Below are 22,055 nucleotides of genomic sequence, written 5' to 3' on the forward strand. Positions count from 1 at the left end.
GCAGCAATCGGTGAGGGTTCGACTGGGTTTTTAGAGGGTTTCAGATGCAACAGATCAAGGGTTACCACGCCCATGTCTATTTCGACGCCAGCAGCATTGATCAGGCGCGAGCGCTGTGTGAGCAAGCCGCGCACTTATTCCCGCTGAAAATGGGCCGCGTGCACGAACGCCCGGTAGGCCCGCACCCGGACTGGAGTTGCCAATTGGCGTTCGGGCCGGAGCTGATCGGCGACGTGCTGCCGTGGCTGGCCCTCAACCGCAAAGGTTTGGTGGTGTTCCTGCACCCGGACACCGGCGACGATTTGATGGACCACACCGAGCACGCCATCTGGATGGGCGCGATCAGGCCGCTGAATCTGTCTATTTTTTGATCAGATGTTTTCTTCGGCTTCACTCGGCAACTGCTCGTCCAGGTGCAGCCAGGGTAAACGGCTGTCGGTCCAGATATGTCGCTCGGCCGGGGCCTGCTCCGGGTGATCGAGGGTGGCGATGGTCACGTCGATGCTCTCGGGGCTGAGATGCGTCGTCAGCGCCATTTGCGCCCCACAGTTCGAGCAGAAATAGCGTACGCAGGTTGTCGAAGAATCGTACTGGGCCGGTTTCCCTTTCAGCCATTTGAAGGCCGATGAGGGCACGGTGATCCAGGTCGTCACGATCCCGCCGCTGACTCGCCGGCAGATCGAGCAGTGGCAGTGGGCGATGTCCTGCAATGGACCGCTGAATTGATAGCGCAACTGTCCGCAGTGGCAGCCGCCTGTGTGAATGTTGGTCATGACCTTGCCTCCTGATGCGATTTTACGGCCGCCATCGCGGGCAAGCCCGCTCCCACAGGTTTTTGCGGCGAAGCTGCTATCTGCGGCACACACCCATCACTGTGGGAGCGGGTTTGCCCGCGATGGCCTCAACTCGGTTTAACACCCTGCCCAGTCCGACGACCGGTCACACATCCGGTGAATGCTTTCACCAGCGAAAGCTGGCTGAAAGCTTCCCCGATTAGGATCGCCCCACTACCGGCAACAGACCGGTCGGCCAATGCCAGTGTTTTATCGCTCGCACAGCCCATTTAACAACAACAATGGTGATTCTGATGTCCTCTATTACCCGCCGCTTCGCTGCAACTCCGCCCGTACGCCTTGTGCTTCCCGTTCTGCGCTGACCCCACCCGGTTCGCTCATTCCCTAGCCGCGCTACGCCTGGAGTAATCCCATGCTGACTTTCCTTGGCTTCGCCATGGTCATCACGTTCATGTTCCTGATCATGACCAAGCGCCTGTCTGCGCTGATCGCCCTGATCATCATTCCAATCGTCTTCGCCCTGTTCGGCGGTTTTGCGCCGAAGATCGGCCCGATGATGCTCGAAGGCATCACCAAGCTTGCGCCGACTGGCGTGATGCTGATGTTCGCCATTCTGTATTTCGCCCTGATGATCGACTCCGGCCTGTTCGACCCGGCCGTGCGCAAGATCCTCAAACTGGTCAAGGGCGACCCGTTGAAAGTTTCGGTCGGCACCGCCGTACTGGCGCTCGTCGTTTCCCTCGATGGTGACGGCGCGACCACTTATATGATCTGCGTGGCCGCCATGCTGCCGCTCTACAGCCGTATCGGCATGAGCCCGCGGATCATGGCCGGTCTGATCATCCTCGCCGGTGGCGTGATGAACATGACCCCGTGGGGCGGCCCGACGGCCCGTGCGGCCAGTGCGCTGCACGTGGACCCGTCGGACATCTTCGTACCGATGATTCCGGCGATGGCTTTCGGTGTCCTGGCCATCCTGGCCATCGCGTATTTCTACGGCAAACGTGAACGTGCGCGCCTGGGTGAGCTGCACCTGGTTGGCGACGAAATCGACCACAGCGAAATCAGCGTTTCGCAGTTCCCGGATGCCCGTCGTCCAAAACTGATCTGGTTCAACGGCGCCCTGACGTTCGCACTGATGTGCACCTTGATCGCCGGTCTGTTGCCGCTGCCGGTACTTTTCATGGTGGCGTTCAGTATTGCCATGATCGTCAACTATCCTTGCCTGCAACAGCAGAAGGATCGCGTGGCAGCTCACGCCGGTAGCGTGCTGGCGGTGGTCGGTCTGATCTTTGCCGCGGGCATTTTCACCGGTATCCTGACGGGCACCGGCATGGTCGATGCCATGTCGAAAAGCCTGCTGGCGGTCATCCCTGATTTCCTCGGCCCGTACCTGGCCGTGATCACAGCGCTGGTGAGCATGCCGTTCACGTTCTTCATGTCGAACGACGCATTTTATTACGGCGTGTTACCAGTACTTGCCGAAGCAGCCAGTCATTACGGTATAACCGCGGTTGAAATGGCACGTGCCTCGATCGTCGGTCAGCCCGTCCACTTGCTGAGCCCGCTGGTACCATCGACTTACTTGTTGGTGGCCCTGGCCGGTATCGATTTCGGTGACCATCAGCGCTTTACCCTGAAATGGGCAGTGCTGGTGTGCATGTGCATACTGGTTGCAGCATTGCTGATGGGGATCTTTCCGCTGTTCAGCACTCTATAAGCCCAAGACTCACCACAACGGGTCCAGGCTTCGCTGTTCGAAGCCCGGGCCCGTTCTGGTTTAACACTCGCTCAAAGGAATACACATGGAATGGCTGACCAACCCTGAAATCTGGGTTGCCTTCTTTACCCTGACCGCCCTGGAAATCGTCCTGGGTATCGATAACATCATCATGATTTCGATCCTGGTCAGCCGCATGCCCAAACACATGCAGCAGCGCACCCGGATCTTCGGCCTGGCGCTGGCCATGGTCACGCGGATTCTGTTGCTGCTGTCGATCACGTGGGTCATGCGCCTCACCGCTGACTTGTTCGAAGTGTTCGGCCAGGGCATTTCCGGGCGAGACCTGATCCTGTTCTTCGGTGGTCTGTTCCTGCTGTGGAAGAGCTCGCAAGAGATGTACCACGCGCTGGAAGGCGAGGATGAGACCCACGAGGAACCGACCGCCAAGGGTGGCAGCTTCCTGTACACCATCATCCAGATTGCGATTATCGACATCGTGTTCTCCCTGGATTCGGTGATCACCGCCGTGGGTATGGTTTCCCATGTGCCGGTCATGGTCGCAGCGATCATCGTCGCCGTACTGGTGATGATGCTGGCGGCTGGCACCATCAGCGAATTCATCGACAAGCACCCGTCGCTGAAAATGCTGGCGCTGTCGTTCCTGTTGCTGGTCGGTACCGTGTTGATTGCCGAGTCCTTCGAAGTGCATTTGCCAAAAGGCTACGTCTACTTCGCCATGGCGTTCTCGCTGGCGGTTGAAGCGATCAACATCAAGATGCGCACCGCGATTGCGAAAAAACGCAAACAGCAAGATCCGGTGAAACTGCGCAAGGACATTCCGGGGCAATAACCCGAGTCCGTGCACTGACTGATGTCAGTCAGTGCACAAAACCTGTGGGAGCGAGCCTGCTCGCGATTGCGGCCTGTCAGTCAACATCAGTGTTGAATGTGACGGCCTCATCGCGAGCAGGCTCGCTCCCACTTTTTTTTGCGCGGTGATTACCCTGGCGGATCGAGGTTATCCAGCACTCGATTGCGCGAAGGTTTGTTCAAAGGTTGACGCACCGAGCTCTGGTGGTTAGCGTCCCTCGCTCGCTTCAACCGACAATGACAAGGAATGCATATGTCAGGAAAACCGGCTGCACGCGTCACGGACCCCACCACCTGTCCCCTCCCCGGCCACGGCACCAACCCGATTGCCAGCGGTTCTCCCGACGTCTTTTTCAACGGTCTTGCTGCCGCACGGGTCAGCGACACATGCACCTGCGGCCCAGGCCCTGAACGGTGGATTCTCTTCAACCGTGTTCATCAACGGCCTGAACGCCATGACGCTCGATAGCACCACCAGCCATGGCGGCGTGGTGATTGCCGACCCGCAAGCTCGTAACCGCAAGATCAACGCGGCCTATGCACAGTTGTGGCTGGCGGATAACCGGTTTCAATGGGCAGGGTTGGCGGCGTTTGCTTCGAAGCAGGTGGGGTGTGGGTTGATTCATGCCACCAAGTTGCAAACGGCTATTGCGGCGCAGAAGGCGGCGCAGGAGAAATTGCGGACGGGGAAGTCGGAAACCCTTTTCGAAGGGTTTGGCTTCAAGCTCAGCAAGACTGATCCAGAAATCGAGAAAGAGTTAGCGAACGCTAAAGCGGCCAATCCTCTTCCCACTGAGGATATTACCTTCGGCGACAACTCCCGTTCCGCTGTTCAGCAGCAGTTGGACTACGTGTATGAAATGCTGGCCCTCGGTAACACCTCGCTGTTTCTGGATGTTTATCCGTTGCATCGGTTTTTTATGGTGCGGGGATTCAAAGAAATGGAAGCCTGTCTTTCCAAACGCAACCAACTAAAAAATGAAGTTCTGTGGCCCATCGCTGACAAAGTAGAGTTCGGTGTAGTGCGTGCAGAAGTGACCGATACTTTCAAAGCCATAGATGAAGGAAGAATTACCAAAAGCGTCGAATTCATGGCCCGTCACGAACAGCTGAACATTTTGCAACCTGCAATGTATGACGATTCCCACTTCGCTTACCTAATGCGCGGCACCCATGCTGGTGATGTCGTATCCGTGGTCACAGGGATGTTGTCCGGAGCCGCAGAAGAAATCCAGTTGACGCTGGCAAGTCAATGTAAAGCAGCAGACGGACGAAAGGTTGCCTTCGGCAGTAATCCAATGGCCAATCTGGCAAACAAGGATCAACGAATGGAATTCGTACTTCGTGCTGCAACACAGTTCGATGCTTTATTAAAAACCCCCACTTCAAAAGCCCAACTAAAGCAATCCATTACAGAAATATCTCAAGGTGGAGGGATCCGCTGATGAAGCCCCTCACCAGGCTATCTCTGATAAGCATGAGTGCAATTGTTATTGGGCTGTGTGTTGCCTACTTCAATTGGAATACGGAAGTTTTGAGTGCTCATATTGGGAAGTCTTACAAGGATACCGTTGAGGACTCCACGTTCTCGGTGCCTGCGAATACCGCTTTTTATCCAAGCACGCCACCGCATCCTAGTTCTACATGGATATCAGAGCCAGTCATCATCCATTTTGATGATCCTGAGCATGGTTTTACGCTACCAGCAACCAAGTTTGGCGCCGTTGGTTTTGATGAAGGTAAAGTCTCGACCATGACGACTTCTCCAATGTTGGAGACCTTGCCTTTCAATCAGCTGATTCCCTTACTCACTCAGTTGCAGGGGATGCTAAAAGACTCGGGCTGGGTACCGCGCAATCCACAAGACAACTCTTGGTTAGCCGTCGGCAGCGAAGTGGAAAAAAACGCTTTGCAGAGGCAGTTGTTCGATCAGGTAGTCGTCGTGATGCTCCTGATACCCCACAAATACAGTCTTGCGCTTAACGTCAAATGCTACGCCCGCTGTGATGAGCGCGACCCGAAAACGGCGAAGTATCTGATTGATGTCAGTGTCGGTTCGGATTACTACAGCGAATGAAGAGTCGCTCCAGACGAGGCTGTTGCGCAGTCCAGCGGGAGCAAGCTCCCTCGCCACAGGGGTTGTGTTCGAGCGCCTTTTCAATTGAGGGGCTGAGACCTTCGGGCCCCGTCTTCATTTCTGCATGAACCTGTTTTCATGACAGTTTTGTTTCAATCACTTCTTTAGCTATGCGATGCTGGCGCCCAGACCGTTAGCCAACTACAGCTTAAGTACAGAACGTAGAACGTCGCGCGGCACCGTCAACTTGCCCCTTTGGGGCGCTACCACCACAGGGGGCCTGCATGCTCACCCTGCTCAATTTGTTATCTGCCGTGGCCTTGTTGATCTGGGGCACGCACATCGTCCGAACCGGCATCTTGCGGGTCTACGGTTCCAATCTGCGCCATGTGATCGGCCAGAACATGTCCAAACGCTGGCTGGCGTTCATCTCGGGGATCGTCGTCACCGCGATGGTCCAGAGCAGCAACGCCACCGCCATGCTTGTCACCTCTTTCGTCGGTCAGGGCCTGATGGCGTTGACTCCCGCTCTCGCGACCATGCTCGGCGCGGATGTCGGTACCGCACTGATGGCGCGGGTGCTGACGTTCGATTTGTCGTGGCTGTCGCCGCTGCTGATTTTTATCGGGGTGATTTTCTTCCTGTCCCGCAAGCAGACCCGACTGGGCCAGATGGGCCGCGTCAGCATCGGCCTCGGGCTGATCATTCTGGCGCTGCAGCTGATCGTCGAATCCGCCGCGCCGATTACTCAGGCGCAAGGCGTGAAGGTGATTTTCGCCTCTCTGACCGGCGACATTCTGCTCGATGCCCTGGTTGGCGCGTTGTTCGCGATGATTTCCTACTCCAGCCTGGCCGCCGCCCTGCTGACTGCTACCCTGGCGGGCGCCGGCGTGATCAGTTTGCCGGTGGCCATCGGCCTGGTGATCGGCGCCAACATCGGCAGCGGCGTCCTCGCGTTCCTCAGCACCAGCATGCAAAACGCCGCCGGTCGGCAGGTGGCGCTCGGCAGCCTGCTGTACAAGCTGATCGGCCTGCTGCTGATCATTCCGGTGCTCGACCCGTTGGTGCACTGGATCGACAGCCTCGACTTCAGCCCTCAGGAAATGGTCATCGGCTTCCACCTGCTCTACAACACCGCGCGCTGCCTGATCCTGTTGCCCAGCGTCGGCCCGATGGCCAGGCTCTGCGCGTGGCTGCTGCCGGAGCGGCCGGAGCTCAACGGCATGGCGAAACCCCGGCACCTCGACCCGACAGCGCTGGTCACCCCCAGCCTGGCGCTGGCCAACGCTGCCCGGGAAACCCTGCGCATGGGCGATCTGATCGACAATATGCTCGAAGCGATGCTTGACGTGCTGCGCGGCAATCAATCCGCCATCACCCAGGAAATGCGCAAACTGACCGATGATGTCGAAGCGCTCTACAGCGCGATCAAGCTCTACCTGGCGCAAATGCCCCGGGAAGACTTGAGCGAGCAGGACAGTCGGCGTTGGGCGGAAATCATCGAACTGGCGATCAACCTTAAGCTGGCCAGTGACCTGATCGAACGCATGCTGCGCAAGGTGCAGCAGCAGAAAACCTCTCAGCGCCGGTCTTTTTCCGAGGTCGGTCTGGAAGAATTGGCCGGGTTGCACAACCAGTTGATCTCAAACCTGCGTCTTGGGTTGTCGGTATTTCTCAGTGCCGACAAGGAAAGTGCCCGCCAGTTGCTGCGTGAGAAACGTCGCTTTCGCGCACAGGAACGCCGCCTGGCCCATGCTCACGTCAGCCGCTTGCAACGTAAGATTGTGCAGAGTATCGAGACCAGTTCACTGCACCTGGAGCTGATCGCCGACATGAAGCGTTTGAATTCGTTGTTCTGCAGCAGCGCTTATGTGGTGCTGGAAACGTCGGACACGGGTGCCTTGGCGGTTGACGATATGGCTGATATCACGCATTCACCTTGAACGTCTGGCGGTGGGGTCAGTCAGTAACATTGGTTCAGCCTCAAGTCCGTCTTCGCGGGCAAGTCGAATCGTCGCACCGCCGCTCCCACAGGTTTCGCGGTGGCTACAAATGATGGGTCACCGCCGGTTCTTTGTGGGAGCGGCGGTGCGACGATTCGACTTGCCCGCGATAGCGGCCTGAAGGACGACACGGATCTCCGATTGGTTGCCTGGAAGCTTGCTATGCGTTGTCTGTTGTTCGCCTGTCTATTGCTTGGCTCATTTCCTTCGTTTGCCCTGGATCGCTTTCAGGTCGAGGGCTATACGCTGCCCAACGGCCTGCAATTGCTGCTTAAACCCGGCACCGAGCGCGGGCATGTGGCGATCCGTCTGGTGGTCGGCGTTGGGCTGGATGATTTCAGCTGCGCCGACAAGGAGCTGCCGCATCTGCTTGAGCACTTGCTGTTCAGTGGCATCGACGCCAATGGCGAAGGCGGCCTGGAAGAACGGATGCAGGCGTTGGGCGGTGAGTGGAACGCGTTCACCAGCAACGCCGACACTACATTCGTCATCGAAGCCCCGGCGAAAAACCAGCGCAAGGTGCTCGACCTGCTGCTGGCGCTGCTGACGCAGACTCGAATCGACGACAACGCCATTAACGCGGCCAAACAAGTGGTCGAGCGCGAAGACGGTGGCCATTACTCTCATTTGCAGCGCTGGCTGGACCGTCAGGACCTGGGCCACACGGCGAGCAATCAGCTGGCGGTGGAACTGGGCCTCAAATGCCCCGAGCGGGCCGAGGTCGATCACCTGACCCGCGAGCAACTGGAAGCGGTGCGCAAGGCTTGGTATGCGCCCAACAACATGTCGCTGATCGTGGTCGGCGAGCTCGACAAGTTGTTGCCGGCGTATCTGGAGCGCTCGTATGGCGCCCTTGAAGCGGTCGACCCCAGTGATCACCTGCCCTTGCCGGAAATCCAGGCCAGCGCCGCCCATGAGCGCACGCTGAGCAACGGATTCGTCGGTGGTGGTGCCAAGCTGCACTGGCTGGTGCCGGAACCGGTGCTGGAGGATCAGCACGACGAAACCTTCGACCTGCTCAAGGACTATCTGGACTGGGCGCTCTATCGCCAATTACGCCTGTCCCACGGTTTGTCCTACGGCCCCTCGGCCGAGCGCGAGGTGTTTGGCGGAGTGGGCTTCATGAGCCTGAACGCAGACCTCGAGCGCGACGACGTGCCTGAAGCCGAACAGGTGCTGGAGGATTTGAAGGCCGGTTTGCTCAAGGACGGTCTCAATGCAGGCACCTTCAACCGCCTCAAACAGGCCGCCATCGCCCGCCAGGCCTGGGCTGTGCAAGGCAACAGCGCGCTGGCCGATTATTACTGGAGCGCGCTTGGGGACTATCAGGACGGGCGTTTCGCCGACCCAGCCAGGGAGCTGCAAGGCGTGACGCTGGAAGAAGCGAACAAGGCCATGCGCGAGTTGCTCATGCAGCCGGGGTATCTGCGGATCGAGAAGCCGGTCATGAGTTATGACCAGTTGATGTGGGCGATGGCCGGGGTGTTTGGGTTGATTGTGCTTGGGTTATTGGGTTGGCGAGTTCATCGCCGAAAGTAACAGTTCCCTGTGGCGAGGGAGCTTGCTCCCGCTGGGGTGCGAAGCGCCCCCAAAACCGGACACTGCGTATTATCAGATAGAACGCATGCACCGGTTTTACGACTGCTGCGCAGCCGAGCGGGAGCAAGCTCCCTCGCCACAATGCTGCATGGGTCAAACGGACGTATCCCCCTCGCCACGCCTGCGCCCGGGCGGTACTCTGTCGAGGATTTTTCCCACGACTATTGTGAACCGCCGAATGCCTACTCTGACCCTGTACGTCCAGCGCATCCTGGAACTGATGAAGCGCTATCCAGGGGTGATTGCGCTCGGCGGTTTTATCTCCGGGGTCGGCAGCTTCATGCTGGTGGATCGTCAGCAAGGCCTGGCGACCTGGATCACCATCATCATGGTGCTCAGCTGGATATGGCTGATGCTGGAAAACAGCCTTACCAAGCTCTTCACCCGAATCTTCAAACGCGAAATTCCCCAGCCGTTGCTGCGCTATGCCACGCAGATGATTCACCAGGAAAGCCTGTTCTTCGTCCTGCCGTTCTTTTTCATCACCACCACCTGGAACAGCGGCCAGTTGTTTTTCACCGGCCTGTTGGGCATCGCCGCGCTGATTTCCATCACTGATCCGCTCTACTACAAATGGCTGGCGCCCCGGCGCTGGGCGTTCCTGGCGTTGCACACGTTGACCTTGTTTGCGGCGCTGCTGACCGCCCTGCCCGTCATCCTGCACCTGACCACCTCACAGAGTTTCAAACTGGCGCTGGGCACGGCGGTCATCCTGTCGTTCCCGAGCCTGGCGTCGATCTTCCCGATCCGCACGGTGCGCAATGCGCTGGCGATCCTGAGTATCACCGTCGGCATCGGCGGCGTGGGTTGGGTGCTGCGCTCGTGGGTGCCGCCGGCCACGCTGTGGATGACCGATGTAGCGATCAGCACTCAGCTGCAGGACCGCACGCCCGGCAAAAGCCTGGAAGAAGTCAGCGCCGAGCAGATCCGTGGCGACGGCCTGTACGCCTACACCGCGATCAACGCCCCGCGCGGCCTGGACGAACGGATTTATCACGTGTGGACGTTCAACGGCAAAGAGGTCGATCGCATCCCGCTGGACATCCACGGCGGGCGCAAGGAAGGCTATCGCGCCTGGACCCACAAGCAGAACTTCCCCGGTAACCCGGCGGGCAAATGGCAGGTCCGGGTGTTGACCGAAGACGGCCAGTTGATCGGTGTGTTGCGCTTCAAAATCACGGACAGCACACCGATCAAAGAAAAGTAATCCGGTTCGTGCTATTACGTAGATCTGCGCAAATAGCCGAACAAGCACGGAGCTTATGACCAACAGCATTACGGCCGGCAATGCCCAGCTAGACGCCTCTCACTCGCCCGCACAACTGCGGGTCACGGGTGACTGGACGCTCGCCCATTACGCCGATCTCAAAGACCTGAGCGAAAAGCTCCGCGGCCAATACGACGACAGCACGCACATCGATCTCAATGGCCTCGGTGCACTGGACACGGCCGGTGCGTCGCTGCTGGTCGAATTGCTTGGGTCCGAGCGTTTGGGCCGATCCGCCGAACATCCCGATTGCACACTGTCCCCTCCCGACCGCGCCTTGTTGCAGACGGTTTATTGCTCGCTCAGTGACTTCTGCGTGCCGATCAAGGAACCGGAAATCAGCGTCGGCATTCAGCTGCTGACCCGTATAGGTCGGGCGGTCGATACGGTCTGGCAAGACACCCTGCAACTGCTGGGCTTTGTCGGGCTGATCCTCGAAACCATCGCTCGCGGGCTGTTTCGCCCCAAGCGCTGGCGCATCACACCGATGGTTGCGCACATCGAACAGACCGGGCTCGACGCCGCGCCCATCGTTGCGTTGCTGACCTTCCTGGTCGGTGCCGTGGTGGCGTTTCTCGGCGCGACGGTGTTGGCGAGTTTCGGCGCGAGTATTTTTACCGTGGACCTGGTGGCGTTCTCCTTTCTGCGCGAGTTCGGCGTGTTGCTCACCGCAATCCTGATGGCCGGCCGTACCGCCAGTGCGTTCACCGCGCAGATCGGCTCAATGAAGGCCAACGAAGAAATTGATGCCATCCGCACACTCGGTCTCGATCCGATGGAGCTGCTGGTGGTGCCGCGGGTATTGGCGTTGCTGGTGGCGCTGCCGATGCTGACCTTTCTGGCGATGCTCTCGGGCATTATCGGCGGTGGCGTGGTGTGTGCCTTGTCGCTGGATATTTCGCCGGCGATGTTCCTGTCGCTGCTGCAAACCGATATCGGCGTTCAGCACTTTCTGGTGGGGATCGTCAAAGCGCCGATCTTCGCCTTCCTGATTGCTGCGATCGGTTGCCTTGAAGGCTTCAAGGTCAGTGGCAGCGCCGAGTCCGTTGGCGCGCACACCACGTCGAGCGTGGTGCAGTCGATTTTCGTGGTGATCGTGCTCGACGCCGTGGCCGCGTTGTTTTTCATGGAGATGGGCTGGTGAGTCGTGTACCCCGAGCGCCCTCTGAGGCGGTGATCGAAGTCCGTGGGCTGTGCAATCGCTTCGGCAGCCAGAGCGTGCACGAGAACCTTGACCTCGATTTGTACAAAGGTGAAATCCTTGCCGTGGTGGGCGGTTCCGGCAGCGGCAAATCGGTGCTGTTGCGCAGCATCGTCGGCTTGCGCCAGCCCAGCGAAGGGATGGTGAAGGTCTTTGGCAAAAACCTGCCGACGCTGTCCGAACACGAGCGCTCGATGGTCGAGCGGCGCTTCGGCGTGCTGTTCCAGAAGGGCGCCCTGTTCTCTTCGCTGACCGTGACCGAGAACGTCGCGCTGCCCCTGATCGAGCACGCTGGCCTGAGCCGTGAAGACGCCGAGCACCTGGCGGCAGTGAAACTGGCGTTGGCCGGGCTGCCGCTGTCGGCGGCGGACAAATACCCGGCTTCGCTGTCCGGCGGCATGATCAAGCGCGCGGCGCTGGCCCGGGCCTTGGCGCTGGACCCGGACATTCTGTTTCTCGACGAACCCACTGCCGGTCTCGATCCGATTGGCGCCGCAGCCTTTGATCAACTGATCCTGACGCTGCGTGATGCCTTGGGCCTGAGTGTGTTCCTGGTGACTCACGACCTCGACACGCTCTACACCATCACCGACCGGGTGGCGGTGCTGGCGCAGAAAAAAGTGCTGGTGGCGGACGCCATCGACAAGGTTTCGGAAACCGACGATGCGTGGATTCACGAATACTTCCATGGCCCTCGCGGCCGCGCGGCGCTGACGGCCGCTCAACAGTTGAACGAGGTCTGACATGGAAACCCGAGCCCATCATGTATTGATCGGTCTGTTCACCGTGATTGTGGTGGCAGGCGCCCTGCTCTTCGGTCTGTGGCTGGCCAAGTCCAGCGTCGACACCGAGTTCAAGGATTACGAAGTCGTCTTCAACGAGGCGGTCAGCGGTTTGTCCAAGGGCAGCGCCGTGCAGTACAGCGGGATCAAGGTCGGCGACGTGGTGACGTTGCGCCTGGACCCGAAAGACCCGCGCCGGGTGTTGGCGCGAATTCGCCTGGGCGGTGATACACCGATCAAGGAAGACACCCGGGCCATATTGGCGCTGACCGGGATCACCGGCACCTCGATCATCCAGCTCAGCGGCGGCACGCCGCAAAGTCCGAACCTCAAGGGCAAGGACGGCTATCTGCCGGTGATTATCGCGTCGCCCTCGCCCATCGCCCGTCTGCTGAACGACAGCGGCGACCTGATGGCGGGCGTGAACACGCTGATGCATAACGCCAACCTGATGTTTTCCACGGAGAACGTCGAGCGCATCAGCAAGACGCTGGAACACTTGGAACAAACCACTGGCACCATCGCCGATCAGCGCGGCGATATTCGTCAGGCGATGCAGCAACTGGCGTCGGTCGGCAAACAGGCTGGCGCCATGCTGGAGCAGACATCGGCGTTGATGCGTAACGCCAACGGCCTGCTCAACGACCAGGGCAAGCAGATGTTCGGCAGCGCCGAGCAGGCGATGAAATCGCTGGAGCAAAGCAGCGCGACCATCAACACGTTGCTCACGACCAATCAGAATTCTTTGAACAGCGGCATGCAGGGCCTCAATGGCCTGGCGCCAGCGGTGCGTGAACTGCGCGACACCCTGACGTCGTTGCGGGCCATTTCCCAACGCCTGGAAGCCAACCCTAGCGGTTATTTGCTGGGCAATGACAAGAACAAGGAGTTCACGCCATGAAGCTTGCGCCCCTCGCCCTCCTCGCCAGCTTCACGTTAATCAGTGCCTGCTCGATCTTGCCCAAATCCGAGCCGTCGGATGTCTATCGCTTGCCGTCGGCCCCGAGCAGCGTATCGGCCAGTCACGGTACGCCACAACGCTGGTCGCTGCGCTTGAACAAGCCTCAGGCCAGCGAAGCGTTGAACAGCCCGAAAATCGCCGTGATCCCGCAAGGTGATCTGATCAGCAGCTACACCGCCTCGCGCTGGAGTGATCCGGCGCCGGTGTTGCTGCGTAATCGACTGCTGGATGGTTTCCAGCGGGACGGTCGGGTGCCGTTGCTGAGTACGGATGACAGCAACTTCCAGGCAGACCTGGAATTGGGCGGCAATCTGCAGGCGTTCCAGACTGAATACCAAGGCACCGCTGCGAGCGTGGTCGTGCGGCTGGATGCATTGCTGGTGCGCGGGTATGACCAGCGAATACTCGCCAGCCGACGCTTCGAAGTGCGTCAGCCATTGAGCGATGTGAAGGTGCCGGCGGTGGTGGTCGGGTTTGGCCAGGCCAATGACAAGTTGACGGCGCAGGTGGTGAGTTGGGCGGTTGAGCAAGGTCAGAAAGTCGCCCCGCCACCCCGCCCTTAAACCCAACCATGATCCCTGTGGGAGCGGGCTTGCCCGCGATGGCGTAGTGTCAAACAACATTTATGCTGAAGGATAAATCGCTATCGCGGGCAAGCCCGCTCCCACAGGGATGTGCGCTTAACCGAAGAACCAGTAGCAAACGCCGATGGCGCCTAAAACGCCGGCTAACTCCGCCAGCAACGCACATCCCACCGCATGCCGCGCCCGCTGAATCCCCACAGCACCGAAGTACACCGCCAGCACGTAGAACGTCGTTTCAGTACTGCCCTGAATCGTCGCCGCCACCAACGCCGGGAAGCTGTCCACCCCGGAGGTCTTCATGGTCTCGATCAGCATCGCCCGCGCGGCGCTGCCGGAGAACGGTTTGACCATCGCTGTCGGCAGTGCATCGACGAAGCGCGTGTCCCAACCGGCCCACTCCACCAGATGCCGAATGCCGTCCAGACCAAAGTCCAGCGCCCCGGACGCGCGCAGCACGCCCACCGCGCAAAGCATCGCCACCAGATACGGCAGCAGGTTCTTGGCCACGTCGAAACCTTCTTTGGCGCCTTCGACGAACGCCTCGTAGACCTTCACTTTGCGCAAGGCGCCGATCACCAGAAACAGCATGATCAGCCCGAACAGCGTCAGGTTGCCGAGGATCGAGGACAAGCCGGCCAGAGCGGTCGCCGAGAGCGTCGCCAGCAGCGCCATGAAGCCACCGAGGGCCAGGGCACCGGGAATCAGATACGCGAGCACCACCGGGTCCCACAGCCGCAGACGCTGCATGAACGCCACCGACAGCAGGCCGACCAGCGTCGAGCAGCTGGTGGCGAGCAGGATGGGCAGAAACACCAGCGTGGGATCGGGCGCACCTTGCTGGGCGCGGTACATGAAGATCGTCACCGGCAGCAGGGTCAGGGAGGAGGCGTTGAGCACCAGGAACAGGATCTGCGCGTTGCTGGCGATGGTGTCGCTGGGGTTGAGCTCTTGCAGCGACTTCATGGCTTTAAGGCCGATCGGCGTGGCGGCGTTGTCCAGGCCCAGGCCATTGGCGGCAAAGTTCAGCGTGATCAGGCCGATCGCCGGGTGACCGGCCGGCACTTCCGGCATCAGGCGCAGGAACAAGGGGCCCAGCGCCCTGGCCAGCCATTCGACGATCCCGGCCTTCTCGGCAATGCGCAGAAAGCCCAGCCAGAGGGTCAGGGTGCCGAACAGCAGGACCATGACCTCGACTGATAACTTGGCCATGGCGAAAATGCTTTCCACCATCGCCGCGAAGATTCCGGCGTTACCGCCGATCAGCCATTGCGCCAGCGCCGAAACGGCCGCCACGATGAAGAAGCTAAGCCACAGGCCATTGAGCATCAGTTAAATCCCCCGAAGAATGCCGCGAATGATAGCGGGGTAGCCAGAAACGACAAACCCCGGATTTCTCCGGGGTTTGTTTGTGAGGCTTGCTCGGGTCACTGTGGGAGCCAGCCTGCTGGCGATGAGGCCGGCAGGTTCAACATCTCTGTTGATTGATACACCGCTATCGCCAGCAGGCTGGCTCCCACATAAAAGCCAGACTCCACAGGGTTCAGCTATCAGTTGCTGGAGACTTCGCCAGCAGGCAGCTTTTCCTTGCTGCGCCAGTGCGGCAGCGAGTTCCAGTAGCGCTGGCCCTTGGCGTCGTCGTACATGCCTTCCCAACGGGAGATGACCAGCACGGCCAGGGCATTGCCGATCACGTTCAAAGCGGTACGCGCCATGTCCATGATGCGGTCGACACCGGCAATGAACGCCAGGCCTTCGAGCGGAATACCCACGCTGCCCAGGGTGGCCAGCAGCACCACGAAAGACACGCCCGGTACGCCGGCGATGCCTTTGGACGTCACCATCAGGGTCAGCACCAGCAGCAATTGCTGGCTGATCGACAGGTCGATGCCGTAGAGCTGGGCAATGAAGATGGCCGCGATGCTCTGGTACAGGGTCGAACCGTCGAGGTTGAACGAGTAACCGGTTGGCACCACAAAGCTGCAAATGGCTTTCGGCGCGCCGTAGGCTTCCATCTTCTCGATCACGCGCGGCAGCACGGTTTCCGAAGAGGCGGTGGAGTAAGCCAGCACCAGCTCATCCTTGAAGATGCGCATCAGCTTGATCACCGAGAAGCCGAACAGCTTGGCGATCAGGCCCAGCACCACAAAGGCGAAGAAAGCAATGGCGACGTAAACCAGGATCACCAGTTTGGCCAGCGGTACCAGGGACGCGAAACCAAAGTTGGCCACGGTCACCGCGATCAGTGCGAACACGCCGATCGGGGCGTAGTTCATGATCATGTGGGTGACTTTGAACATGCTTTCCGACACGCCCTGGAACATCTTCACCAGCGGCTCGCGCAGGTCCGATTGCAGGCTCGACAAGCCGAGACCGAACAACACCGAGAAGAAGATGATCGGCAGCATCTCGCCGCGGGCCATGGCCGCGAAGATGTTCGACGGGATCAGGTTGAGGATGGTTTCGATGAACGCGTGTTCATGCTGAACCTCGGCAGCCGTCGCCTGGTACTTGGAAATATCCACAGTACCCAGGGTGCTCATGTCGATGCCGGTGCCCGGATGGAACACGTTGGCCAGCACCAGACCGACCAGGATGGCGATGGTGGTGACGATCTCGAAGTAGATGATGGTCTTGAGGCCGATACGCCCGAGTTTCTTCGCATCACCTACGCCCGCGATGCCGACGATCAGCGAGGAGATGACGATCGGAATCACGATCATCTTGATCAGACGGATAAAGATATCGCCTGCCGGTTGCAGGACGTTGCTGATCCACCAGGCTTTTTCGGCACTGAAATGGTTGAGCAGCGCACCGATTGCTATCCCCAGAACCAGACCGATGAGGATCTGCCAGGCGAGGCTGAGCTTTGCCTTCTTCATATCTTTACCCTTACTTGCGTTTGACTCAGGCGAATGCAAGAACTGGAACGCTCGTGGCGAAAAAGTCTGTGCATCTGCCCCCGTATAAGGTGCCCCGGAGCGCTTTATTACGGCTCTCTGGCAGGCGAAAAAAGGCGCAACTATTCCGATGCAAGGAAGCGACGTCTAATGCCGTAAACGCCTACCCTATGCCGAATCGGCATGAGCTTTTTTAATTGAAACGCGCGTCCCAACCGGTTCGAATACGACATTTCGGCAGGCATAAGTGCCGTGTACCGGCCATTTCAGAGGAGGTTGGTTAATTTTTAAACAGTTGAATTCATGGCAAAATTTGCGAAAAAGCCTACGTTTGACAGCGAAAGCTCACACGCCGAAAGTCGAAGGTTTCTCGATATACGGTCGTGAAGAAACACCGCGAAACGGTTTTGCGGGGAATATGCAGCAGAAGGGAATGAGCGCAGTGCTCTAGATCAACGTTTTGCACGTTGAAGCTCTTCGCAAGTCCGTCGAGCCACTCGGGGCTGGCGAACTTGCGTCGCAGCTTTATACCTACCTGACCCGGCCCTTGCGCAGACACTCCATGTGCCCGTAGGTCACTCCGCCCCAAAAACAGGCAGAACGTCCCGACCCCTTGGTCATGCGCCTGCCTTCCTCGGGTGGCGCACTGGAAAGGAGCATGCTGCTCCTCTCGTGTTACAAACTCAGTACCAGTTCGGATCTTTCTTGAGTTGTTCCATCAACAGGTCCTGCATGCCCTGGTCTGGCTTCCCGAGGAAGCGGTAGTCGGCATGTCGCGTTGGCGACTTGTCGGCCGGCAGTCCCGCAGGCACTTCGACCAGCATGGCGTAGGCGTCCTTTTTGTCGAAGCTGAAGGCCACGATCAAGCGCTTGTTCAGGCACGTCGGTTGCGTTTCGCAAAGCGGCCCGACCAGGTACTTGTCGCCATCCTCTTCAACAGCATTCATTTGCTCCGCATCGCCAGACAGGTTCATCACCCATTCCGGCAGTCGCTCTTCCTTTTTAACGACTTTAGTCCACGTTTCACGGTACTGCGGGTCCGAATTCAGCAATTCGCTGGCCCGCGTCTGGCCGTCATTGGCCGCCACCGCCATGGCACTACCGCCCAGAAGCAGGGCGGCTGCCAAAGTCTTTAACAAAACGCTCATATTCAGCCTCGACCGCGACGGCCAAAGAAGAACGAAGCAATGAACATCACCAGGAACACGACAAAGAGAATCTTGGCGATACCCGTGGCGGTGCCCGCGATACCACCGAAGCCCAGTACGGCGGCGATGATGGCAATGATCAAGAATGTGATTGCCCAGCTCAACATGGTGATTCTCCTTACGCTTCTATATTAGAGATGTTGCTTGTGGTGCTTTTCCCGGCGCATCGAACGCGCCAAGTTCGTTTGCTCAGAACACCCAACGTTCCTGAAGAGGCATCTCATCCACAGGCTGAGCCTGGTCGACGTCCATCATTCGCATCGGGGCGAGGTCAGCCTGATTGCTGCTGACAGCGCTGAAGTGGGTCTGGGTTGCGCGTTGAATCGACACGTGCGGCGCCTCGGGTTGCTGGCTCTGTTCCCACATCAGGAACTGCTGGCCGGCGATCAGCGTGATCAGCAGCGCCAGGAGGCCAAACAGTCCTTGTTGAATATGCAAAGGCGAGATGCGCAATGGGGCGACACGTTGGCGATTCATCCTGAAACTCCTCCCACTCTGGTGGTGATCTTGTTAGAGGGCGTCGATTCAAAATGGCCCTGATTACCCAGACTATTGCAGCCTGCATGCCAGCTTTTTATTAGGAAAAAACCGTTTTAAATCAACATGTTAGTTTAATGGTGGAAATCACGGTGGACGCATCCTGCACGATGGGCCGCGCAGAGTCGTGCGTATTGCACGATCGATATCCGGGGACTTTGATTATTTTTGAATTGCGAGGAGGGCGCAGATGTCAGAAAAGGATATGGGTAACCACCGAAAGCGGTCTTTTGGTAAAAAACCAGGGAAATCAGCTCATTAGCTAATGGTTGAGTAGACAGCTACCCTGCCATGGCTGGAAAGGATCAGAATCAACCATGCAACTTGCCCGATTTTTCCGGGACTAATCCAGATCATTCATTAGACTGACCAAGATCATTCATTAAAGGAGCGCAGGAACATGGAATCAGCCACTGAGCATCAAGGCCGCATTCTGCTGGTGGATGACGAATCCGCCATTCTGCGAACCTTCCGTTATTGCCTCGAAGATGAAGGCTATAGCGTGGCCACCGCGAACAGCGCGGCGCAGGCCGATGCTTTGCTGCAACGTCAGGTGTTCGATCTGTGCTTCCTCGATCTGCGCCTGGGTGAAGACAATGGCCTGGATGTGCTGGCCCAGATGCGGATTCAGGCGCCATGGATGCGGGTGGTGATCGTCACCGCTCACTCGGCCGTGGACACCGCCGTGGATGCGATTCAGGCCGGTGCCGCTGACTACCTCGTCAAACCTTGCAGCCCCGACCAATTGCGCCTGGCGACCGCCAAGCAGCTGGAAGTGCGTCAGCTATCGGCCCGCCTGGAAGCCCTTGAAGGCGAAGTGCGTAAACCCAAGGACGGTCTGGATTCCCATAGCCCGGCGATGAAAGTGGTACTCGAAACCGCACGCCAGGTCGCCAGCACCGACGCCAACATTCTGATCCTTGGCGAGTCCGGTACTGGTAAAGGTGAACTGTCCCAAGCCATTCACGGCTGGAGCAAGCGCCAGAAGAAATCCTGCGTCACCATCAACTGCCCGTCGCTGACGGCGGAATTAATGGAAAGTGAGCTTTTCGGCCACAGCCGAGGCGCGTTCACCGGTGCCAGCGAAAGTACTTTGGGGCGTGTCAACCAAGCGGATGGCGGCACTTTGTTTCTCGACGAAATCGGCGATTTTCCACTGACGTTGCAACCCAAGTTGCTGCGTTTCATTCAGGACAAGGAATACGAACGCGTGGGTGATCCGGTGACCCGCCGCGCCGATGTGCGAATTCTTGCGGCGACCAACCTGAACCTCGAAGACATGGTGCGCGACGGTCGTTTCCGTGAAGACCTGCTCTATCGTCTGAACGTCATCACTTTGCACTTGCCGCCACTGCGCGAACGCCGGGAAGACATCCTGAACCTGGCCGACCGTTTCCTGGCTCGCTTCGTCAAAGAGTACGCGCGTCCGGCGCGGGGCTTCAGCGACGAGGCCCGTGAAGCGTTGCTGGGTTACCGCTGGCCCGGCAACATTCGCGAACTGCGTAACGTGGTAGAGCGGGCGAGCATTATCTGCCCTCAGGAACGGGTCGAGATCAGCCACTTGGGCATGGCCGAGACCCCGACCAACAATGCGCCGCGTATTGGTGCGGCGTTGAGTCTGGATGAGTTGGAGAAAGCCCACATCGGCGCCGTCCTCGCCACCGCCGACACGCTGGATCAGGCAGCCAAGACCCTCGGCATTGATGCCTCGACCCTGTACCGCAAACGTAAGCAGTACAACCTGTGAGCCTGCGATGAAACTGGCGATGAAGCTGCGGACTCGGCTGTTTCTGAGTATTTCGGCGCTGATCACCGTAGCGCTGCTCGGGCTTTTGCTCGGGCTGGTCAGCGTGATGCAGATGGCCGGGACCCAGGAAGTGCTGGTTCGCAACAATTTAGTCACGCTGGACCTGGGGTTGAAATTGCGTCAGACCCTGGGCGACCAGCTCATGATCATGATCAGCGACAAGCCTGATCCCGCGGCATTCGAGGCTACCAGGCAGCACTACCTCGAGTTGCTCGAAGAAGGCATCACCCTTCAGAAATCCGGCAACGGCGGCTACGGTTTCATACAGGCCAAGGCTGACTATCTCGACTTTCTTCAGGTCTACGATCAGACACAAGCGCCGACCCCTGCGTTGAGCGGCAATGAGGCGCTGACGGAAAAATTCAATATTTTGCGCAACGGTCTGGTCACTGAACAAAAGCGCGCACTGGATAACATCAACGATACCGAGCGTAAGGCCCGTGAACGCGCGTTGCTGATTGCCGGTCTGCTCGGGTTGGTGGGGTTGGCGGTGCTGATCATCGGTTTCGTGACTGCTCACGCGATCGCCCGGCGGTTTGGCGCTCCGATCGAAGCGTTGGTCCAGGCCGCCGACAATATCGGCCAGGGTAATTTCGAAGTCACCCTGCCGGTTTCCTCTGCCGAGGAAATGAACCAACTGACCAAGCGTTTCGGCATCATGGCCGAGGCGTTGCGTGAGCACCAGGCGATGAACGTCGACGAACTGCTCGCTGGTCAGCAACGATTGCAGGCAGTACTCGACAGCATCGACGACGGATTGTTGATGATCGACCGCGAAGGCCATTTGGAGCACCTCAATCCAGTGGCCCAGCGGCAGTTGGGTTGGGACTCCGATCGTCTCGGTCAAGGGCTGGGTACGGCGCTTGAACGTCCCGAACTGGATGAGCAGCTGCAACTGGTGCTGCGCGGCGGAACGCTGGAGCGGGCGCCGGAAGACCTGAGCATTGAGGTCGACGGCGAATCGAGGTTGCTGACCTACAGCCTTACCCCGGTCAGCCACACACAAGGCCATATCCTCGGCGCCGTGATGGTGTTGCATGACGTCACCGAACAGCGTGCCTTCGAACGGGTGCGCAGTGAGTTTGTCTTGCGCGCCTCCCATGAGCTGCGCACCCCGGTCACCGGGATGCACATGGCCTTCGGCCTGTTTCGCGAGCGGGCGAAATTTCCTGAGGACTCCCGCGAAGCCGACTTGCTGGACACCGTGAACGAAGAAATGCAGCGCTTGATGCAGCTGATCAACGACCTGCTGAATTTCTCTCGCTACCAGAACGGATTGCAGAAGCTCACGCTGGCGCCGTGCTCAATCGAAGATTTACTGGGGGAGGCTCAGGCGCGTTTTGCCGGGGCTGCGGTGCAGAAGGGCATTGAGCTGCGGGTGGAAGTGCAGGGGCCGTTACCCCGGTTGCAGGCCGATCAGGCGCAATTGGACCGGGTGCTCGATAACCTGATCGATAACGCTTTGCGCCATACCGCCCATGATGGACTGATACGTCTGCAGGCGCGGCGCCATGGGGAGCGGGTGATTATCAGCGTGGAAGACAACGGTGAAGGCATTGCCTACGGTCAGCAGGGGCGGATCTTTGAACCCTTTGTTCAGGTTGGCCGCAAGAAGGGCGGTGCCGGACTTGGTTTGGCGTTGTGCAAGGAAATCGTGCAGTTGCATGGCGGGCGGATGGGCGTCTATTCGCGGCCGGGGCAGGGAACGCAGTTCTACATGGCGCTGGCGGTTTAAGCCGCAGCAG

The 22,055-nt window shown here is 58.9% G+C and carries 20 protein-coding genes and 1 pseudogene; 15 read left to right on the plus strand and 6 right to left on the minus strand.

Translation table 11 applies throughout. The features are described 5' to 3' along the window. Nucleotides 1-44 precede the first annotated feature (44 nt). The gene (locus ACYZT8_RS30235; protein ID WP_461978164.1) at nt 45-371 is read left to right on the plus strand and encodes a DOPA 4,5-dioxygenase family protein; all 327 of its coding nucleotides are present in this window, start codon (nt 45-47) and stop codon (nt 369-371) included. On the opposite strand, the gene ACYZT8_RS30240 is transcribed toward ACYZT8_RS30235, so the two are convergent. Then, nucleotides 372-773: a GFA family protein gene (locus tag ACYZT8_RS30240; protein ID WP_461978165.1), complete on the minus strand. Its 402-nt coding sequence runs from the start codon at nt 771-773 to the stop codon at nt 372-374. 433 nt (nt 774-1,206) lie between these two features. Between ACYZT8_RS30240 and ACYZT8_RS30245 the strand changes: the two genes are divergently transcribed. The 12 genes and pseudogenes from ACYZT8_RS30245 (at nt 1,207) to ACYZT8_RS30300 (ending at nt 13,840) form a co-directional block, all read left to right on the plus strand. Next, nucleotides 1,207-2,514 carry a CitMHS family transporter gene (locus tag ACYZT8_RS30245; RefSeq protein ID WP_461956445.1) on the plus strand — a complete coding sequence of 436 codons (1,308 nt, stop codon included), beginning with the start codon at nt 1,207-1,209 and terminating at the stop codon, nt 2,512-2,514. Between the two features lie 85 nt (nt 2,515-2,599). Next, nucleotides 2,600-3,367: a TerC family protein gene (locus ACYZT8_RS30250; RefSeq protein ID WP_461956446.1), complete on the plus strand. Its 768-nt coding sequence runs from the start codon at nt 2,600-2,602 to the stop codon at nt 3,365-3,367. A gap of 273 nt (nt 3,368-3,640) precedes the next feature. Continuing rightward, nucleotides 3,641-3,884 (plus strand): annotated as a pseudogene (locus tag ACYZT8_RS30255) (PAAR domain-containing protein); the annotation flags it as partial. Next, on the plus strand, nt 3,879-4,832 hold the full coding sequence (locus tag ACYZT8_RS30260) for a DUF2515 family protein (protein WP_461982653.1): 954 nt from the start codon (nt 3,879-3,881) through the stop codon (nt 4,830-4,832). The pseudogene ACYZT8_RS30255 and the gene ACYZT8_RS30260, both read left to right, overlap by 6 nt. After that, entirely contained in the window at nt 4,832-5,464 is a 633-nt protein-coding gene (locus tag ACYZT8_RS30265) for a hypothetical protein (protein ID WP_461978167.1), read from the plus strand. Before ACYZT8_RS30260 ends, ACYZT8_RS30265 begins: the two co-directional genes overlap by 1 nt. Nucleotides 5,465-5,748: 284 nt before the next feature. Further along, nucleotides 5,749-7,407 carry a Na/Pi cotransporter family protein gene (locus tag ACYZT8_RS30270; RefSeq protein WP_461978169.1) on the plus strand — a complete coding sequence of 553 codons (1,659 nt, stop codon included), beginning with the start codon at nt 5,749-5,751 and terminating at the stop codon, nt 7,405-7,407. A 222-nt stretch (nt 7,408-7,629) separates the two neighbouring features. Then, nucleotides 7,630-9,006 (plus strand): M16 family metallopeptidase, encoded by a 1,377-nt coding sequence (locus ACYZT8_RS30275; protein WP_461978171.1) that lies wholly within the window; start codon nt 7,630-7,632, stop codon nt 9,004-9,006. Nucleotides 9,007-9,244: 238 nt separating this feature from the next. After that, the gene (locus ACYZT8_RS30280; protein WP_461978173.1) at nt 9,245-10,273 is read left to right on the plus strand and encodes a DUF5924 family protein; all 1,029 of its coding nucleotides are present in this window, start codon (nt 9,245-9,247) and stop codon (nt 10,271-10,273) included. Nucleotides 10,274-10,328: 55 nt separating this feature from the next. After that, on the plus strand, nt 10,329-11,477 hold the full coding sequence (locus tag ACYZT8_RS30285; protein ID WP_461978175.1) for an ABC transporter permease: 1,149 nt from the start codon (nt 10,329-10,331) through the stop codon (nt 11,475-11,477). Continuing rightward, nucleotides 11,474-12,277 carry an ABC transporter ATP-binding protein gene (locus ACYZT8_RS30290; protein WP_461978177.1) on the plus strand — a complete coding sequence of 268 codons (804 nt, stop codon included), beginning with the start codon at nt 11,474-11,476 and terminating at the stop codon, nt 12,275-12,277. The genes ACYZT8_RS30285 and ACYZT8_RS30290 overlap by 4 nt, the downstream gene beginning before the upstream one ends. A gap of 1 nt (nt 12,278) precedes the next feature. After that, nucleotides 12,279-13,217, plus strand: a complete 939-nt coding sequence (locus tag ACYZT8_RS30295) for an MlaD family protein (protein WP_461978179.1) — start codon at nt 12,279-12,281, stop codon at nt 13,215-13,217. Beyond that, nucleotides 13,214-13,840, plus strand: a complete 627-nt coding sequence (locus ACYZT8_RS30300) for an ABC-type transport auxiliary lipoprotein family protein (RefSeq protein WP_461978181.1) — start codon at nt 13,214-13,216, stop codon at nt 13,838-13,840. The genes ACYZT8_RS30295 and ACYZT8_RS30300 overlap by 4 nt, the downstream gene beginning before the upstream one ends. Nucleotides 13,841-13,957: 117 nt before the next feature. On the opposite strand, the gene ACYZT8_RS30305 is transcribed toward ACYZT8_RS30300, so the two are convergent. The 5 genes from ACYZT8_RS30305 to ACYZT8_RS30325 form a co-directional block, all read right to left on the minus strand. After that, the gene (locus ACYZT8_RS30305) at nt 13,958-15,187 is read right to left on the minus strand and encodes a nucleoside recognition domain-containing protein (protein WP_461978183.1); all 1,230 of its coding nucleotides are present in this window, start codon (nt 15,185-15,187) and stop codon (nt 13,958-13,960) included. Nucleotides 15,188-15,408: 221 nt separating this feature from the next. Beyond that, nucleotides 15,409-16,740: a glutamate/aspartate:proton symporter GltP gene (gene gltP / locus ACYZT8_RS30310; protein WP_461978185.1), complete on the minus strand. Its 1,332-nt coding sequence runs from the start codon at nt 16,738-16,740 to the stop codon at nt 15,409-15,411. A 701-nt stretch (nt 16,741-17,441) separates the two neighbouring features. Beyond that, nucleotides 17,442-17,906 (minus strand): inhibitor of vertebrate lysozyme family protein, encoded by a 465-nt coding sequence (locus tag ACYZT8_RS30315; protein WP_461978187.1) that lies wholly within the window; start codon nt 17,904-17,906, stop codon nt 17,442-17,444. Nucleotides 17,907-17,908: 2 nt separating this feature from the next. Continuing rightward, nucleotides 17,909-18,073, minus strand: a complete 165-nt coding sequence (locus ACYZT8_RS30320; protein WP_003177151.1) for a DUF1328 domain-containing protein — start codon at nt 18,071-18,073, stop codon at nt 17,909-17,911. An 82-nt stretch (nt 18,074-18,155) separates the two neighbouring features. Continuing rightward, nucleotides 18,156-18,443: a hypothetical protein gene (locus tag ACYZT8_RS30325; RefSeq protein ID WP_461978189.1), complete on the minus strand. Its 288-nt coding sequence runs from the start codon at nt 18,441-18,443 to the stop codon at nt 18,156-18,158. 460 nt (nt 18,444-18,903) lie between these two features. Here ACYZT8_RS30325 and algB point away from each other — a divergent pair, with 460 nt between their 5' ends. After that, complete coding sequence (gene algB / locus ACYZT8_RS30330; RefSeq protein WP_010465602.1) at nt 18,904-20,250, plus strand: sigma-54-dependent response regulator transcription factor AlgB; 1,347 nt, start codon at nt 18,904-18,906, stop codon at nt 20,248-20,250. A 7-nt stretch (nt 20,251-20,257) separates the two neighbouring features. Beyond that, nucleotides 20,258-22,045 (plus strand): ATP-binding protein, encoded by a 1,788-nt coding sequence (locus ACYZT8_RS30335; protein WP_461978191.1) that lies wholly within the window; start codon nt 20,258-20,260, stop codon nt 22,043-22,045. The last annotated feature ends 10 nt before the right edge of the window (nt 22,046-22,055 follow it).

Source organism: Pseudomonas sp. LB3P93 (assembly GCF_054898025.1).

Coding starts and splice junctions, on each gene's coding strand:
- ACYZT8_RS30295 (WP_461978179.1), top strand. CDS start 12,279: ATGGAAACCCGAGCCCATCATGTATTGATCGGTCTGTTCACCGTGATT.
- ACYZT8_RS30335 (WP_461978191.1), top strand. CDS start 20,258: ATGAAACTGGCGATGAAGCTGCGGACTCGGCTGTTTCTGAGTATTTCG.
- ACYZT8_RS30275 (WP_461978171.1), top strand. CDS start 7,630: ATGCGTTGTCTGTTGTTCGCCTGTCTATTGCTTGGCTCATTTCCTTCG.
- algB (WP_010465602.1), top strand. CDS start 18,904: ATGGAATCAGCCACTGAGCATCAAGGCCGCATTCTGCTGGTGGATGAC.
- ACYZT8_RS30320 (WP_003177151.1), bottom strand. CDS start 18,073: ATGTTGAGCTGGGCAATCACATTCTTGATCATTGCCATCATCGCCGCC.
- ACYZT8_RS30280 (WP_461978173.1), top strand. CDS start 9,245: ATGCCTACTCTGACCCTGTACGTCCAGCGCATCCTGGAACTGATGAAG.
- ACYZT8_RS30285 (WP_461978175.1), top strand. CDS start 10,329: ATGACCAACAGCATTACGGCCGGCAATGCCCAGCTAGACGCCTCTCAC.
- ACYZT8_RS30265 (WP_461978167.1), top strand. CDS start 4,832: ATGAAGCCCCTCACCAGGCTATCTCTGATAAGCATGAGTGCAATTGTT.
- ACYZT8_RS30240 (WP_461978165.1), bottom strand. CDS start 773: ATGACCAACATTCACACAGGCGGCTGCCACTGCGGACAGTTGCGCTAT.
- ACYZT8_RS30305 (WP_461978183.1), bottom strand. CDS start 15,187: ATGCTCAATGGCCTGTGGCTTAGCTTCTTCATCGTGGCGGCCGTTTCG.
- ACYZT8_RS30245 (WP_461956445.1), top strand. CDS start 1,207: ATGCTGACTTTCCTTGGCTTCGCCATGGTCATCACGTTCATGTTCCTG.
- ACYZT8_RS30315 (WP_461978187.1), bottom strand. CDS start 17,906: ATGAGCGTTTTGTTAAAGACTTTGGCAGCCGCCCTGCTTCTGGGCGGT.
- gltP (WP_461978185.1), bottom strand. CDS start 16,740: ATGAAGAAGGCAAAGCTCAGCCTCGCCTGGCAGATCCTCATCGGTCTG.
- ACYZT8_RS30270 (WP_461978169.1), top strand. CDS start 5,749: ATGCTCACCCTGCTCAATTTGTTATCTGCCGTGGCCTTGTTGATCTGG.
- ACYZT8_RS30300 (WP_461978181.1), top strand. CDS start 13,214: ATGAAGCTTGCGCCCCTCGCCCTCCTCGCCAGCTTCACGTTAATCAGT.
- ACYZT8_RS30250 (WP_461956446.1), top strand. CDS start 2,600: ATGGAATGGCTGACCAACCCTGAAATCTGGGTTGCCTTCTTTACCCTG.
- ACYZT8_RS30325 (WP_461978189.1), bottom strand. CDS start 18,443: ATGAATCGCCAACGTGTCGCCCCATTGCGCATCTCGCCTTTGCATATT.
- ACYZT8_RS30235 (WP_461978164.1), top strand. CDS start 45: ATGCAACAGATCAAGGGTTACCACGCCCATGTCTATTTCGACGCCAGC.